Here is a 15,206-nt window from a genome sequence, read left to right as displayed (position 1 = left end):
TCCGGCCGTTTTCCGGCACATAACGCCCGATCCGGCAGGGAATGCTGACCATATCGAAGCTGACAAGGAGAGATATCCATGATTGAGATCGCATCCCCATTGGAATCGACCGAGCATGACTTCGTACAGATCAAGCGCGTGCTGGATAAGCAGGGCTTCGTGCTGGGAGGTAATTGGGATTACGGCAACGGATCCTTCGACTTGAATCTGGACGAAAAGAACAAGGTATGGCTGCGCTTGCCGTTCGACGTGCTGCGCGGCAACGTGGACGACCAGACCGAGGACAACGACGCCTCTATCAAGCTGACCACTCCGTACGTGCTTCGCCATCTGTACCGGGAAGGCAACGATCCGGAAGCGAAGATGCGCACGGTAGGCGCGCTGTTCGACCAGTTCCAGGCTCCCGTCGACCCGGATGCCGACGTCGCCCCGGAATGGGTGGAGAAAGCCAGGCAGGTGCTTGGCGACACCGAGGAGCAGCTCAACGTTCCCCGCTGAATCTATCTTTTGGGCAAGGCCTTTGACCCGTTCCGGCGGAATCAAAGGTTTTTTATTTTGTCTTATGCCCTTTTTCAGTTTCTTTTAAGGTAGATTGTGCAAGATAGACACATAACCATTCCACGCTGGTTCCACGGACGTGCATGGCCGCGGGCAAGCCACTTCCGCAGGCAGTCCGGCGCCTCCCGCGGGGAGGATGAGGGAGCTCATTTCATAGAATCGAGGAGGAATTTTCGATGGAAGACAATCGCAATGGCAACGGCCGGTTCGACGGATTCTGGGACGAAGAGAACAAGAAAAACGAGGAGCGCGCAAAACAGGATTCGCCGGACAACTCCGGCGGCGAGCGCCAGGAAGGCTCCTCGTACTACTATTCTTACGGCCCCTTCCGCCAAGGACAGCCGGATCGGCAGGAACCGCGCCGGGAAGGGCAGCCTTCCGGGAGCTACGGCGCTTCCGAGGAGCGCCCGCAGGAGGGTCATTCGCGCGAGGTCGTCGTGACGCCTCCCCGCCAGCTGCGCCCGTTCGTACCGGCCGCCCATGCAGGCAAGGGCGAATGGCAGACCGGCGGCGGAAGCGGCGGCAAGCGGCGCGGAGGAGGCTTCCGCACCGCGGCGGTTTCCTTCCTCGCCGGCGTAATCGCTGTCGGCGGACTGATGTGGGCGTCGGATGAGAACGACTGGTTCACGAAGGGACAGGCGCTGACCTCTTCGGGCGTCGTATCGGGCCAAGGAGACAACACGGCGGCTGCCAGCAAGGTTTCCACGGCGGCCGACACGACCCGTCCGATGAACATCTCGCAAATATCGGAAAAAGCTTCGCCGGCGGTCGTCCTGATCACGACCTACAGCAACGCCAGCAGCTCTTACGGCGGCGGCCTCGACAGCGATCCGTTCTTCCGCCAGTTCTTCGGCGACCAGTTCGGAGGAGGCGGCAGCAGCCGCGGCCAGCAGGGCGGAGAGCTGCAGGAGACGGGGCTCGGCTCCGGATTCTTCTTCGAGAAGGACGGCTATATTCTGACGAACCAGCACGTCATCGACGGCGCGCAGCAGATCAAGGTCAAGGTGCAGGGCACGACCAAGGAGCTGGAAGCGAAGCTGCTCGGAGCCCGCAAGGATCTCGATCTCGCCGTGCTCAAGGTAGAGCCGCAGGACGGCAAGGACTTCCCGACGCTGCCGCTCGGCGACTCCGAAGCCAGCAGCATCGGCGACTGGCTCGTCGCTATCGGCAACCCGAACGGCTTCGATCATTCCGTTACGGTAGGCGTGCTCAGCGCCCGCGAGCGTACGATCCAGGTCGCTTCGGAATCCGGCGGCACCGCTCGGAACTACCAGCATCTGCTGCAGACGGACGCCTCCATCAACCCCGGCAACTCCGGCGGTCCGCTGATCAACATGAACGGCGAAGTCATCGGCATCAATACCGCCATCAGCGCGGACTCGCAGGGCATCGGCTTCGCGATTCCGACGAGCACGATCAAGGAAGTCGTGGATCAGCTGAAGGCCGGCCAAAGCTCGGCTCCAAGCCCGTTCATCGGCGCGACGCTGGCTGACATCACGGACCAGATGAAGCAGGAGCTCGGCCTCAGCAGCACGGAAGGCTCCATCGTCCGGGAAACGACGTTCAATGCTCCGGCCTACAAGGCGGGCCTGCAGCAGTATGACGTCATCACCGGCATGGACGGAACGAAGTACAAAACGAAGGAAGATCTGATCGCGGTCATCCAGAAGAAAAAAGTCGGCGACAAGGTGACGATGAACGTCATCCGCAACGGCAAGAAGATGGACATCACGATCGAGATCGGCGACAAGAGCAAGTACAACGTCGAATAACCGTACGGCGAATGTCCGGTTGTTCCGGAGCGCAGGCGTAGTCACGCCTGCGCTCCTGTTATGTCCGCCCCGCCGGGGAAGCGGGACGGACCGGCTGCGGTTTTCAATTCGCCGCCGGCTGAGGTAGGATAGAATCAACGAGCAAGCGAGGGGAGCTGGGCCATGAGACCGCATATCGTGGTGGTAGACGATGACGAGAAGATTACATCCATGCTGCGCCGCAGCCTGGCGTTCGAGGGATACGAGGTCACGACGGCCGGCAACGGGCTGGAAGGGCTGAAGGCGCTGCTCGGAGCCGATCCGCAGCTGCTGATCCTTGATGTCATGATGCCGCAGGTGGACGGCTGGGAAGTATGCAGGCGCGTCAGGGAAGGCGGCAGCGCCGTGCCGATCCTGATGCTGACCGCCAAGGACGATATCCATGACCGCGTGAAGGGGCTCGATCTCGGCGCGGACGATTATCTGGTGAAGCCGTTCGCGCTCGAGGAGCTGCTCGCGCGGGTGCGCGCGCTGCTGCGCCGCAAGCCGGACAAGCTGGAGGAGCCGGGCAACCGGCTGTCCTTCGAAAATCTCATTCTCGACCTGGATTCCCGCGAAGCGATGCGCGGCGGACGCCGCATCGAGCTGACCGCCAAGGAATTCGACCTGCTCCACCTGTTCATGCAGAATCCGAAGCGAGTCCTTACCCGCGACTCCATCATGGACAAGATCTGGGGCTACGATTACAGCGGGGAGTCGAACGTGCTGGAAGTCTATATCGCCATGCTGCGGCAGAAAACCGAGGATGCCGGTACGGACAGCCGCCTGATCCAGACGGTACGGGGCACCGGTTACGTCCTCCGCGGAGGAGTGAGCTAGAAGTGTCCATCCGATTCAAGCTTACGCTTACCTACAGCGCGATTCTTGCCGTCATCCTCATCGTCATGGGGGGGACGGTTTATGCTTTCCAGAGCTATAAGGCCTATTCCGACGTGAAGAACAAGCTGGAAGCCCAAGGGAAGGATTTGAGCAACCAGATTCAGCAATACAGCATCTTGGATCCCGGGCAGCTGCGGGTGAAGCCTTCCTCTCTGCAGCAGGAAAAGTCCTACATCCAAATTGTTGATTACCGTGCGGGAACCTACAGGCTTTCTGCGGAAATGGAACAGTACCATCTTCTTTTTCCCTTTGAGAAGGATCCTGCGCTTGTTGCCGAAAAAGCCCGGTTCGCCAAAACCAATGTCAATGGCTATCCCTTTTACGTCTACCAGTGGCCGATTGTGGACATGAGCTCCAAGGTCGTGGGACTGCTGCAAGTGGGGTATCTTATTAATGTCCAGGACAATTCGCTGCAGCAGCTCCGCACGATTCTCGTCTTCACCTCGCTGATCGGCCTCGTCGTCGCTTTCACCGTCGGGATGCTGATGGCCCGCCAGTCGCTGCGCCCGATCGAGATCGTCATCCAGGCTGCGGAGCAGATCGAGAAGGGCTCCGACCTCAGCATGCGCATCGCCTGGAATGGTCCGAACGACGAGCTTGGCAAGCTGACCGATACGCTGAACGGGATGTTAGGACGCATGGAGCTGGCCTACAACGAGCTGGACGAAGCTTACGACGCGCAGCGCCGATTCGTCTCCGACGCCTCCCATGAGCTGCGTACGCCGCTGACGACGATCCGCGGCAATATCGATCTGCTCGAAAAAATCTGGAAGCCGGCTCTCGAAGACGGTACGAACCGCATCCCCGAGGTTTCCGAGCATGAAGCGATGCGCCAGGAAATGTCCCGCGAGGCGATGAGGGATATCGGGGACGAGGCGCGGCGGATGAGCCGGCTCGTCAACGATCTGCTCGCCCTGGCGCGGGCCGACGCGGGCTTCGTCATGGAGAAGAAGCCGGTGGAGCTGACTGCGGTCGTCGAGGATGTCGTGCGGCGCGCTTCCATGCTGCCGCGCACGGCAAGCTGGAAGCCGGGGGATCTTTCTTCCCTGGAGGGAGTCGGCGTCCTCGGCAACGAGGATTATTTGCGCCAGCTGCTCTTCATCTTCATCGAGAACGCGTTCAAGTACACGCCGGAAGGCAGCGTCATGCTGAGGGCCGTCGTCAGCGGCGCCCAGGCAGGCATCATTATCCAGGATACCGGCCTCGGCATGGAGCCCGAGCAGGTTCCCCATATCTTCGAGCGGTTCTACCGCGCAGACGAATCGCGCGGAATTACAAGCGGCACCGGGCTCGGACTGTCCATCGCGAAGTGGATCATCGACGAGCATGAAGGCTCCGTCGAGGTGCGGACGATTCCGGGAGCGGGAACGACGTTTACGGTTTGGCTGCCTATCGCCTTTTCTGTGCATGTCGAATAGAGTATAATGAATACAGTGCGGCCGTACCGGATAGTTCAAGCCGGCCGGGAAAGCAGGTATTTCGATGGAAGTGGTCAAGATTTCGCCGCGCGGCTATTGCTACGGCGTCGTGGATGCCATGGTGCTGGCTCTTCAGACGGCTCGCAACCTGGATCTGCCGCGTCCTATATACATTCTGGGCATGATCGTTCACAACGGCCATGTGACGGAGGCATTCAAGGAAGAAGGCATCATTACGCTCGACGGGGAGAACCGCTTGGAAATTCTCGAGCAGGTGGAGAAGGGGACGGTCATCTTCACCGCGCACGGAGTGTCGCCGGAGGTGCGGCGCCGCGCCAAGGAGAAGGGGCTGACGGTCGTCGATGCGACCTGTCCGGACGTGACGAAGACGCATGATCTCATCTCCGAGAAGACCGCAGAGGGCTACCATATCATCTATATCGGCAAAAAGGGCCATCCGGAGCCGGAAGGCGCGGTCGGGGTCGCTCCCGATTTCGTGCATCTCATCGAGAGAGAAGCGGACATCGAGGTGCTGGATGTACCCGGAGACCGGATTCTCATCACGAATCAGACGACGATGTCCCAGTGGGATATCCGGCATCTCATCGCGAAGCTGCTGGAGAAGTACCCTGCGGCCGAGATCCACAACGAGATTTGCCTGGCTACGCAGGTTCGCCAGGAGGCGGTGGCCGATCAGGCCGGGCAGGCCGAGCTGACGATCGTCGTCGGCGATCCGCGGAGCAACAACTCCAACCGTCTTGCCCAGGTATCGGAGGAGATATCCGGGGTGCCGGCTTATCGGATCGCCGACTTGTCGGAGCTCAAGCTGGAATGGCTGCAAGGCAAGCAGCGCGTATCGGTGACATCCGGCGCTTCCACGCCGACGCCGCTTACGCGCGAGGTCGTCGATTTTCTGGAACGTTACGACGAGAAGGATGCTTCCACCTGGGAATTGAAGCGTACGGTCGACATGAAGAAGCTGCTTCCCAAGATCAAGACCAAGTCGGGCGCATAAAGAGGGTAGGAAGATGGCTGGCAATATAGCAAAATCCAAACCGAGGCCGATGTCTGCTCGGATCGGACGCTGGATCCGGTACAAATTCATACAGCTGCTGAGGGCTCCTGGCGGTCCGTCCTTCGTGGCGATGGGCTTCTCGATCGGCTTGTTCTGTGAAATGTTCACGCTGCCCACGTACGGGCTGGCATTTTTCCTGATCTTCCCTCTGATCTATATGCTGCGCGGCAGCCTCGCGGGGGCTCTGATCGGATTCGTCATCGGGAAGGTCATCTATCTGCCGTTCGCTTATCTCCACAACAAGGTCGGCGGATGGGTGCTCCCGACACATCTCGTGTTCGACATTCCGTTTGTCGGGGCGGAGGTCAACCGGTTCCTGCTTCTCAACTTCAAGCTGATTGTAGGCGGCGTCATCGACGGCATTTGGCTGGGCGCCCTGCTGTTCTTCCCCGTCCGTGCCCTGCTGCGGTATTATGCGGCGCGGCGCAAGGAGAAGCGCAGGCTGCGCCGGGTTCTCCCGCCGACCCGTACGGTATCGGAATGATTCATTACCCCATACGGCAGATTTCAAGCGTTTCTTCTATTACATAGAAGAAGCGCTTTTTTCTGTCCGCCCAGTTTCGTTCTATTTCTACGATCGGGAAGGTCGTTCATTTAAGGTTCATTTTGGCGACTTACAATGAGCCCATGACCCGATAGAGGAGTGGAGATAGAGATGAAGATCAGGGAGAGGGCAGGATCCGGCAGGCGGCTGGATCTGGTGCTGGCCGCCGCCATGCTGGCGTCCGCTTTTTTGAACCTGTACGGGATAGGGAAGGAAACCTACGCCAATACGTATTACACGACTGCGGTAGGCAGCATGCTGCAGAGCTGGCATAACTTCTTCTACGGCTCGCTGGACTCCGCCGGCTCGGTGACGGTGGACAAACCCCCGCTTGCCTTCTGGATCCAGACGGCGTTCGCGTATGTATTCGGCTTGCATGGCTGGAGCGTCATTTTGCCGCAAGCGCTGGCTGGAATCGGCTCGGTGCTGCTCGTCTACCTGCTCGTGAAGCCTTCCTTCGGACTCGCCGCCGCGCGCATCGCAGCCTTCGGGATGGCGCTCGCGCCGGTCGGCGTCGCGGTGGCGAGAACGAACAATATCGACGCGATGCTCGTCTTCACGCTCCTGCTGGCGGCTTGGTTTCTGCTGCGAGGAGTACGAGGGCAGCGGACGGGCAGCCTGCTGGCTTCCTTCGCCCTGATCGGAGCGGCATTCAACATGAAGATGCTCCAGGCGTACATGGTCCTGCCGGCTTTTTATCTGCTCTATCTGCTGGCGGTACGCTTCCCTTGGAAAAAGAAGCTGACGGTGCTGGCTGGAGCGACGGTTCTCATGCTGGCCGTATCCGTATCCTGGGCGGCAATCGTAGATTCCGTGCCGGCCGACAAGCGGCCCTATATAGGGAGCAGCACAGACAATTCGGTGCTGCAGCTCGCTTTCGGCTACAACGGCGTTTCGCGGCTGACGGGAGACCGCAGCCCCGGAGGCCAGGGCGGAGCCGGAGGATTCCCGGGAGCAATGGCTCCGGACGGCGCGCTGCCTGAAGGCAGCCAGGGCCAGGGTGGAATGCTGCCGGGAAATGAAGGCGGCGCCGGGCAGGACGGACAAGCGCCAAACGGAACCGGAGTGACCGGACAGGACGGCCCGCCTCAAAGCGATCGCAACGGCGCGGACGGACAAAGCCAGCGGGACGGCTCCGGCCGTTTCGAGCGGGCCGGAGGAGCGGCGGGCATTCCCGGAGGCTTCGGCGGCAATGGAGGCCGGGCTGGCGGCATGTTCGGCACCGGGGAGAAGGGGCCGCTCCGCTTGTTCCAGCAGGCTCTCTCCGGCCAAGCGAGCTGGCTGCTGCCGTTTGCCCTGATCGCGGCAGTCGCGCTGCTCTCTACATGGAGACGGAAATCCATGACGGAAAAGCACAAGGAAACGCTGTTCTGGCTGGCCTGGCTTATTCCCGTCGGCGGATTTTTCAGCATCGCCGGCTTCTTCCACTCCTATTACCTCATCATGCTCGCTCCTCCGGCAGCGGCTTTGTTCGGGGCGGGCTGGAGCGAGATGTGGGCGAAATACCGACAAGGAAGAGGCTGGCAGATCTATCTGCTGCCGGGTGCCGTCGCGGCGACCTCGATGTTCCAATGGTACATCCTGCGTCCTTACGAGAGCACGATCGGCGTAGGCTGGTCGCTCGCCGTCGCGGGGCTTGGACTGCTCGCCGCGCTCATCCTCGCCGTCCTGAATTCGCGCGACAACAGCGCTGCGGTCCGATGGACCGCCGCCGCGGCTGCCGCGGTGCTGCTGATCGGTCCCGCCTACTGGTCGGCGACTCCGATCGTGTACGGCCAGAACTCGATGATCCCCGCAGCCGGCCCCGACGGCCAGAACGGCATGGGAGGCGGAAGGGGCGGATTTGCCGCAGCCGGCTCCAGGACCGGCGGGCAATGGGAAGCGATGAACGGAGGACAGGGCGGATGGCCGAATGCATCGGAGCGAGGCGGACGGCCGAATGCCTCCGGGCAGCGGGGAATGCAAGGAGGCTTGCAAGGCCAGCCCGGTTCGGCGGGAGACGGCGGGAGCGAGGGCTTCTCCGGCTTCCAAGGAGCCGGAGGAGGATTCCCGGGTCAAGCCGGGGGCTTCCAGGGCATGCCGGGAGGAGCCGGCGGCATGGGAGGAAGCGAGAGCTTGAACGAAGGGCTGCTCGCTTATTTGAAGCAAAACCAGACGACCGATTATTTGCTCGCCGTGTCCGATTACGGGACAGCCGCTCCTTATATCGTGGAGGCCAAGCAGAAGGTCGTCATCCTGCACGGCTTCCAGAACTCGGATCCGGTCTATGACTCCGCCAAGCTGGAGCAGCTGGTGAAGTCGGGCAAACTGAAGTATTTCCTCGTCGGAGGATCGGGCGGAGCAGGCGGCCGTGATGGCGGCAGCGACCTCAATGCCTGGATCGAAGAGCATGGCAAGGCCGTAGACGCAAGCGAGTACGGCGGTTCCCCGGCGGCAAGTCCGGAGGGAGAGACATCCGGCAGCGCCGGACCTGGACGCGGAAGCGCCGTTCTATACGAAGTGACTCTGGATTAGGGAGGCATGGAACATGAGCCAGGTTCAAGTATCGGTTGTCATCCCCGTGTACAACGAAGAAGAGGTGCTGCCGGAAACCTATCTTCGTCTGAAAAGCGTGATGGAGGGCATCGGCTGCCGCTACGAGCTGATCTTCGTCAACGACGGCAGCCGCGACCTTTCCGGGGCGATGATCGAGGATTGGTCCCGCAAGGATTCCGCCGTGCGGCTGCTTGATTTCTCGCGCAACTTCGGCCATCAGATCGCGATCACGGCCGGCATGGACCATGCCGCCGGAGAGGCGGTCGTCATCATCGATGCGGATCTGCAGGATCCGCCCGAGCTGATTGTCCCGATGCTGGAGAAGTGGCGGGAAGGCTACGACGTCGTGTATGCCAAGCGCGTCAGCAGAAGCGGAGAGACCGCGTTCAAAAAGTGGTCCGCCAGTCTGTTCTACCGTGTTCTGCGGGCATCGACGGATATATCGATTCCGGTCGACACCGGAGATTTCCGACTGATGGACCGCCAGGTGCTGGAGCAGATGAAGCGCCTGCACGAGAGCAGCCGCTTCGTCCGAGGGCTTGTCAGCTGGGTCGGCTTCCGCCAGACTGCGCTGGAGTACGAGCGCGACGAGAGATTCGCCGGGGAGACGAAATATCCGCTGAAGCGGATGGTGAAGCTGTGCCTGGACGGGATTACTTCCTTCTCGACCAAGCCGCTGAAGATTGCGGGTTACGCGGGAGCGCTGCTGTCGGCGACGGGATTCTTCTATCTGCTCGTCGTTCTATGGCAGGCGTTGTTCACCTCCGGCACGATGAAGGGCTGGGCGTCGATGATGGCGGTCATGCTCCTGTTCAACGGCTTCGTGCTTGCCATGCTTGGCGTTCTCGGCGAGTATGTGGGGCGGATCTATGAGGAGGCCAAGGGGCGGCCGCTCTATATTCTGCGGGAAGCAAGAGCTCGCCCGGTCTTCGGCGAAGGCGGCGGAGGAGCATCCGGACCCAGGAGGCCCGAAGCCTTCTCCCACCCGGGTGCGCCGGCTGTCGGAATGAGCCGGAGAAGCTCAACGGGCCGCTGACGGCCGCTCAAGAGCAGAGCTGCGCTTCTGCGCCAACATGAAGGATGAAAGCTGCGACACCGGCTCCATATCTTGAGTTCGTCCTATCTTCGATTCATGGGAATGATAGGAAATAGGCTGGCCGGTCGATATCGGCCGGCCTTTTTATGCATCAAAGCATCTCGGGGAGCATATCTTGTGGAAACGGACCTTGACGTAGGCGGAGCAACCTTGTATAGTTACTTTATTGAATAAAAGCATAAAAGCTTAAAAGCGAACAAGCACGAAAGCGGAACGGAGCGTGTTTATTGTGATCGTCATTACCCAATCATCCATTAACGAAGAGCGCATACAGGAAATCGTATCCCATATCGAGCGTGCGGGCGTGCAGGCCCATGTCTCCCGCGGCATCGGCCGGACCGTCATCGGCATTATCGGCAAGGCGGAGCCGGCCCTGGCGGAGCATCTGCGCCAGATGAAGGGCGTGGAGAATGTCATCAAGATCTCCAAGTCCTACAAGCTGGCCAGCCGCGACTTCCACCCCGACGATACGATCATCGACATCAAGGGAGTCAAGATCGGCGGCAGCAATCTTGTCATCATGGGCGGTCCTTGCGCCGTTGAGACTCCGGAGCAGATCGACGAGATCGCCCGTCTCGTCAAGGCGGCCGGCGGCCAAGTGCTGCGCGGCGGCGCCTTCAAGCCGCGAACCGGCCCGTACAGCTTCCAGGGCGTCGGCGTGGAAGGACTGGAGATGATGGCGGATGCGGGACGGCGCCACGGCCTCCTCACGATTACGGAAGTGATGACTCCTGAATACGTCGACATCTGCGCGGAGCATGCCGATATTCTGCAGGTCGGCACCCGCAACATGCAGAACTTCGATCTTCTGCGCAAGCTCGGCACGATCCGGACGCCGGTGCTGCTCAAGCGCGGCTTCAGCTCCACATACGATGAATTCCTCAACGCGGCGGAATACATCCTGGCAGGGGGCAATCCCAATGTGATGCTTTGCGAGCGGGGAATCCGCACGTTCGAGACATACACCCGCAATACGCTCGATCTGTCGGCGATTCCGGTGCTGCAAGGGCTCAGCCATCTGCCGGTCATCTCGGATCCGAGCCATGGAACGGGACGCCGCGAGCTGGTGGAGCCGATGGCCAAAGCTTCCGTCGCAGCCGGCGCCAACGGGCTCATCATTGAAATGCATACGGATCCCGACAATTCCATGACGGGAGACGGCGTCCAGTCGCTGTTCCCGGATCAATTCGCCCGCCTGCTCAAGGATTTGGAGAAGCTCGCGCCGATCGTCGGCAAGAATTTTGACACGAGCAAGGCGGAAGCGGAGCAATTTGCGGTCTGGCAGAAGTAGAAACGGCTTCCGGGAGGAGAGATAAAGAAAGCGCTTCCGCATAAATATTCACGACGCTGAATTTCGACAGCTGCTGCTAATATCGATATTGTTCGTAATACATCCGTAAACCCTTTTACGTCAAGGGATTACGGATGTTTGCGTTGAGAGCGTCCGCAGAATGTGAATATTGTATAAATGTTGTGAGTATTGCTTACACTTGTTCCAAAAATACCTGACATACCTATTGACGCTTTAAAGCAACGGTTTTATAATTACTTCAAGGTTTAGAGCCAAAGTTGAACAATCTCGGTCTTATCTAATGCTAACGTTCGGAAATGGAGGAAATTTTACATGTCAGTTCAAAGCGTATTGGACAAAATCAAAGAAAATAACATCCAGTTTGTCGATTTCCGGTTCGTGGATCTTTCCGGCCGTGCTCACCACATCACTCTTCCTGCGACGGAAGTTGACGGTGACACGTTCGTGAACGGCGTCGCATTTGACGGTTCCTCGATCCCTGGCTTCCGCGGCATCGAAGAATCTGACATGGTCATGATGCCGGATACCGGTTCGGTGTTCCTGGATCCATTCACCGATCACCCGACTTTGAACGTTATGTGCAATATCTTCACACCGGATGGCGAACGCTACGACCGCGACCCGCGGAGCATCGCCCAGAAGGCAGAGGAATTCCTCCAATCCTCCGGCGTCGGCACGACAGCATTTTTTGCCCCTGAGTCCGAGTTCTTCGTCTTTGACGACGTGCGTTACGAAAGCTCGATGAACTCTTCCTCCTACTTCGTCGATTCCGAAGAAGCGGCCTGGAACACGAACCGCAAGGAAGAGGGCGGCAACCTGGCGTTCAAAGTAGGCGTCAAAGGCGGCTACGTGCCGGTTGCCCCTGTCGATTCCCAGCAAGACCTCCGCAGCGAGATGGTCCGCCTGATGCAGGAAGCGGGACTCCGCGTCGAGCGCCATCACCATGAGGTGGCTACGGCCGGCCAAGCGGAGATCAACTTCCGCTTCGATACGCTGACCAAGACGGCCGACAATCTCCTGCTCTACAAATACATCGTGCACAACACAGCCCGCCAGTACGGCAAAGTGGCTACGTTCATGCCGAAACCGCTCTTCGGAGACAACGGCAGCGGCATGCACGTCCACCAATCGATCTTCAACGGCGATTCGCCGCTGTTCTACGAAAAAGGCGGCTACGGCAACCTGAGCGAAATGGCGCTGCATTACATCGGCGGCATTCTGCATCACGCTCCGGCGCTGATCGCGCTGACCAACCCGAGCACGAACTCCTTCAAACGCCTCGTTCCAGGCTATGAAGCGCCGGTCAACCTGGTATTCTCCAAGGGCAACCGTTCCGCTGCCGTCCGTATTCCGGTTGCAGCCGTTACGCCTAAGGGCTGCCGCATCGAGTTCCGTACGCCGGATTCCACGGCGAACCCGTACCTGTCCTTCGCGGCGATGCTGCTTGCAGGACTGGACGGCGTGAAGCGCAAAATCGATCCGACCGCACTCGGATTCGGTCCTTACGACAAGAACATCTACGAGCTGTCCGACGAAGACAAAAAAGAAATTCGCAGCGTTCCAGGATCCCTGGAAGAAGCTCTGGATGCGCTGGAAGCCGATTCCGGGTTCCTTACCGAAAACGGCGTCTTCAGCCAGGACTTCATCGACAACTATGTCGCCTTCAAGCGTCAGGAAGCCAAAGCTGTCGCTATCCGCGTCCATCCGCATGAGTACGGCCTCTATTTCGACTGCTAATCCGGACTTATCCCTTTCAAGATCAGAAGCTCCCTTATCGGGAGCTTCTTTTTTTGCTCAAAGACGAATGATCTTACATGCTTCATCATGCAGCGTTCGTGAAATTATCACTTGAACGAGAGAGGTAATCTTGTTAAGATAGCCATAACTTTATTGGAGTGTATCTTTCCAGCGACAGAGACAGGGGTGCAAGGAACATGACGAAGAGGGCTTACAATTTCAACGCAGGACCTGCGGCATTGCCGCTTGAAGTGCTTCAGCAGGCGCAGGAGGAATTTGTCGATTACAAGGGTGCCGGCATGTCCTTGATGGAAATGTCGCATCGAAGCAAGCTGTTCGAGGGCGTCAACGACGAGGCGGAGCAGCTGCTGCGGGAGCTTCTCCAAATTCCGGATTCCTACAGCGTCATGCTGCTTCAAGGCGGCGCAAGCACGCAGTTCGCGATGGTGCCGCTCAACTTCCTTCAGCAGGGATTGGTCGGAGCGTACGTGAACAGCGGCAGCTGGGCCAAAAAAGCGATCAAGGAAGCGAAGCTGATCGGCGAGACGGCGATCGCCGCCACCTCGGAGGGCTCCAGGTTCACCCGCATGCCGAGTCTGGAAGAGATTGTCCTGCCTGACAACGCCGCTTATCTGCATCTGACTTCCAATGAAACGATCGAGGGCACCCAGCTTCCGTTTTTCCCAGATACGGGGGAGGTTCCGCTCATCGCTGACATGTCCAGCGACATCATGTCGAGACCGCTCGACATGAGCCGCTTCGGCATGATCTACGCCGGCGCCCAGAAAAACCTGGGGCCATCCGGCGCGACGATCGTCATCGCCCGCAACGATCTGATCGCCGGCAGTCCTGCGGCGCTGCCGACGATGTTCCGCTACGATACGCATGCCAAGTCCAAATCCCTCTACAACACACCGCCATCCTTCGCGGTCTATATGATCGGGCTTGTGCTCAAATGGCTCAAGGGCAAGGGCGGCCTGGCCGCCGTCGAGCAGACGAACAGGGACAAAGCCGCTCTCATCTACGATGCCATCGATCAGAGCGGCGGGTTCTACAGCGGCGTGGCCGACACCGGCAGCCGATCGCTGATGAACATCACGTTCCGCCTGCAGTCCGATGAGCTGGACAAGGAATTTGTCCGCCAGTCGGAGGCGGAAGGATTCGTCGGGCTTAAGGGCCACAGAGACGTCGGCGGCCTGCGCGCCTCCGCCTACAACGCCGTGCCGCTGGAGAGCTGCAAGGCGCTCGCCGAGTTCATGACGGAGTTCCAGAGGAAGAACGGCTGAGCAGAGCGGACATAGGAAGAGCCCTTGCCTCTTGAGGCAAGGGCTCTTGCGTTAACTAACGGCAGTCGGTGGATGAAGGAGATCCATGAAGGAAATTCATGAAATAAATTCATGAAGGAAATTCATGAAGGGCGAATTCAGGCCATTGCCGCTGTCTGGTCCTTGGGGGAAGGGCCGGTAAGCTTGTATCCAACATTGCGGACCGTCATAATATACTCGGGAGACCGGGCGCTTTGTTCAATCTTGTCCCGGAGATGGCTGATATGGACGTCGACGATCCGAGTATCGCCGAGGAAGTGGTAATCCCATACCCCCTGCAGGAGCTGCTGCCGGCTCAGCACCTTGCCGCGATGGCGGCAGAGGAAGACGAGCAGCTCGAACTCCTTGGGCGTAAGCTCAACCTGCTCGCCGTTCAGATGGACCTCGCGCTTGGCGAGATCAACCTGCAGCGGTCCGACTTCGTAGCTGACTTCGGCATGGATGCCGGGATAACCTTGCATTCGTCTGAAAATCGCGCCGATCCGGGAGACGAGCTCCTGGGGGCTGAACGGTTTGGTCATATAATCGTCCGCGCCGTTGTCCAATCCCGCGATGCGGTCGGATACATCCTGCATGGCGGTAAGCATGACGATCGGAACGGCATTGCCGCGCCGGCGCAATTCCCGGCATACCTCGATGCCGTCCATTTTGGGAAGCATCAGGTCGAGCACGATGAGGTCCGGGCGGAAAGGCTTCAGCATGTCGAATACAGCCATTCCGTCGTGGACGGACCGCACTTCATAACCTGCAAGGTTGAGATTGAATTCTAGCAGCATCGAGATGGATGGTTCATCGTCAACGACCAGCACTTTTTTCTTCGTCACCTTGTTCGGCTCCTTTTACCAGATCTTGACCCCAGTATACTGCCCGAGCTTCAGATAGGAATTAAGGCTGCGTAAAAGGAATGTAAAGTCCA

General features: G+C 59.3%; 12 protein-coding genes. 11 read left to right on the top strand and 1 reads right to left on the bottom strand.

Annotation, left to right across the window (positions count from 1 at the left end; genetic code table 11):
- The first annotated feature begins 78 nt into the window (after positions 1 to 78).
- From PHU01S_RS11460 to serC, 11 genes are all read left to right on the top strand, one after another.
- On the top strand, positions 79 to 498 hold the full coding sequence (locus tag PHU01S_RS11460; RefSeq protein WP_048748713.1) for a YugN family protein: 420 nt from the start codon (positions 79 to 81) through the stop codon (positions 496 to 498).
- Between the two features lie 236 nt (positions 499 to 734).
- Positions 735 to 2,330, top strand: coding sequence for a S1C family serine protease (locus PHU01S_RS11455; protein ID WP_049867930.1), 1,596 nt, complete (start codon positions 735 to 737; stop codon positions 2,328 to 2,330).
- Positions 2,331 to 2,492: 162 nt separating this feature from the next.
- A complete protein-coding gene (locus tag PHU01S_RS11450; RefSeq protein WP_048748714.1) occupies positions 2,493 to 3,188 on the top strand; it encodes a response regulator transcription factor in 696 nt (231 codons plus the stop codon).
- A gap of 2 nt (positions 3,189 to 3,190) precedes the next feature.
- Positions 3,191 to 4,666: a sensor histidine kinase gene (locus tag PHU01S_RS11445; RefSeq protein ID WP_048748715.1), complete on the top strand. Its 1,476-nt coding sequence runs from the start codon at positions 3,191 to 3,193 to the stop codon at positions 4,664 to 4,666.
- Between the two features lie 64 nt (positions 4,667 to 4,730).
- Positions 4,731 to 5,681 carry a 4-hydroxy-3-methylbut-2-enyl diphosphate reductase gene (locus PHU01S_RS11440; RefSeq protein WP_048748716.1) on the top strand — a complete coding sequence of 317 codons (951 nt, stop codon included), beginning with the start codon at positions 4,731 to 4,733 and terminating at the stop codon, positions 5,679 to 5,681.
- Positions 5,682 to 5,694: 13 nt separating this feature from the next.
- Complete coding sequence (locus tag PHU01S_RS11435) at positions 5,695 to 6,225, top strand: DUF2062 domain-containing protein (RefSeq protein WP_021879082.1); 531 nt, start codon at positions 5,695 to 5,697, stop codon at positions 6,223 to 6,225.
- A 171-nt stretch (positions 6,226 to 6,396) separates the two neighbouring features.
- A complete protein-coding gene (locus PHU01S_RS11430) occupies positions 6,397 to 8,799 on the top strand; it encodes an ArnT family glycosyltransferase (RefSeq protein WP_127507688.1) in 2,403 nt (800 codons plus the stop codon).
- Between the two features lie 13 nt (positions 8,800 to 8,812).
- A complete protein-coding gene (locus PHU01S_RS11425; RefSeq protein WP_084781389.1) occupies positions 8,813 to 9,856 on the top strand; it encodes a glycosyltransferase family 2 protein in 1,044 nt (347 codons plus the stop codon).
- Positions 9,857 to 10,145: 289 nt separating this feature from the next.
- Entirely contained in the window at positions 10,146 to 11,207 is a 1,062-nt protein-coding gene (gene aroF / locus PHU01S_RS11420) for a 3-deoxy-7-phosphoheptulonate synthase (protein ID WP_127507724.1), read from the top strand.
- A 333-nt stretch (positions 11,208 to 11,540) separates the two neighbouring features.
- Complete coding sequence (gene glnA / locus PHU01S_RS11415) at positions 11,541 to 12,965, top strand: type I glutamate--ammonia ligase (RefSeq protein ID WP_048748719.1); 1,425 nt, start codon at positions 11,541 to 11,543, stop codon at positions 12,963 to 12,965.
- A 197-nt stretch (positions 12,966 to 13,162) separates the two neighbouring features.
- On the top strand, positions 13,163 to 14,251 hold the full coding sequence (serC, locus tag PHU01S_RS11410) for a 3-phosphoserine/phosphohydroxythreonine transaminase (RefSeq protein ID WP_127507686.1): 1,089 nt from the start codon (positions 13,163 to 13,165) through the stop codon (positions 14,249 to 14,251).
- Between the two features lie 137 nt (positions 14,252 to 14,388).
- Here serC and PHU01S_RS11405 read toward each other — a convergent pair whose 3' ends face one another.
- Entirely contained in the window at positions 14,389 to 15,114 is a 726-nt protein-coding gene (locus tag PHU01S_RS11405) for a response regulator transcription factor (protein WP_021879075.1), read from the bottom strand.
- Positions 15,115 to 15,206 lie beyond the last annotated feature (92 nt).

The sequence above is a fragment of the Paenibacillus humicus NBRC 102415 genome (genome assembly GCF_004000905.1).
Classification (GTDB): domain Bacteria; phylum Bacillota; class Bacilli; order Paenibacillales; family Paenibacillaceae; genus Paenibacillus_O; species Paenibacillus_O humicus.
This window is presented reverse-complemented; position numbering and strand designations above follow the sequence as displayed.

Bases quoted from the DNA above. Each gene is read 5' to 3' on its own strand.
- PHU01S_RS11460 (WP_048748713.1), top strand. From the start codon at position 79: ATGATTGAGATCGCATCCCCATTGGAATCGACCGAGCATGACTTCGTA.
- PHU01S_RS11455 (WP_049867930.1), top strand. From the start codon at position 735: ATGGAAGACAATCGCAATGGCAACGGCCGGTTCGACGGATTCTGGGAC.
- PHU01S_RS11450 (WP_048748714.1), top strand. From the start codon at position 2,493: ATGAGACCGCATATCGTGGTGGTAGACGATGACGAGAAGATTACATCC.
- PHU01S_RS11440 (WP_048748716.1), top strand. From the start codon at position 4,731: ATGGAAGTGGTCAAGATTTCGCCGCGCGGCTATTGCTACGGCGTCGTG.
- PHU01S_RS11435 (WP_021879082.1), top strand. From the start codon at position 5,695: ATGGCTGGCAATATAGCAAAATCCAAACCGAGGCCGATGTCTGCTCGG.
- PHU01S_RS11430 (WP_127507688.1), top strand. From the start codon at position 6,397: ATGAAGATCAGGGAGAGGGCAGGATCCGGCAGGCGGCTGGATCTGGTG.
- PHU01S_RS11425 (WP_084781389.1), top strand. From the start codon at position 8,813: ATGAGCCAGGTTCAAGTATCGGTTGTCATCCCCGTGTACAACGAAGAA.
- glnA (WP_048748719.1), top strand. From the start codon at position 11,541: ATGTCAGTTCAAAGCGTATTGGACAAAATCAAAGAAAATAACATCCAG.
- serC (WP_127507686.1), top strand. From the start codon at position 13,163: ATGACGAAGAGGGCTTACAATTTCAACGCAGGACCTGCGGCATTGCCG.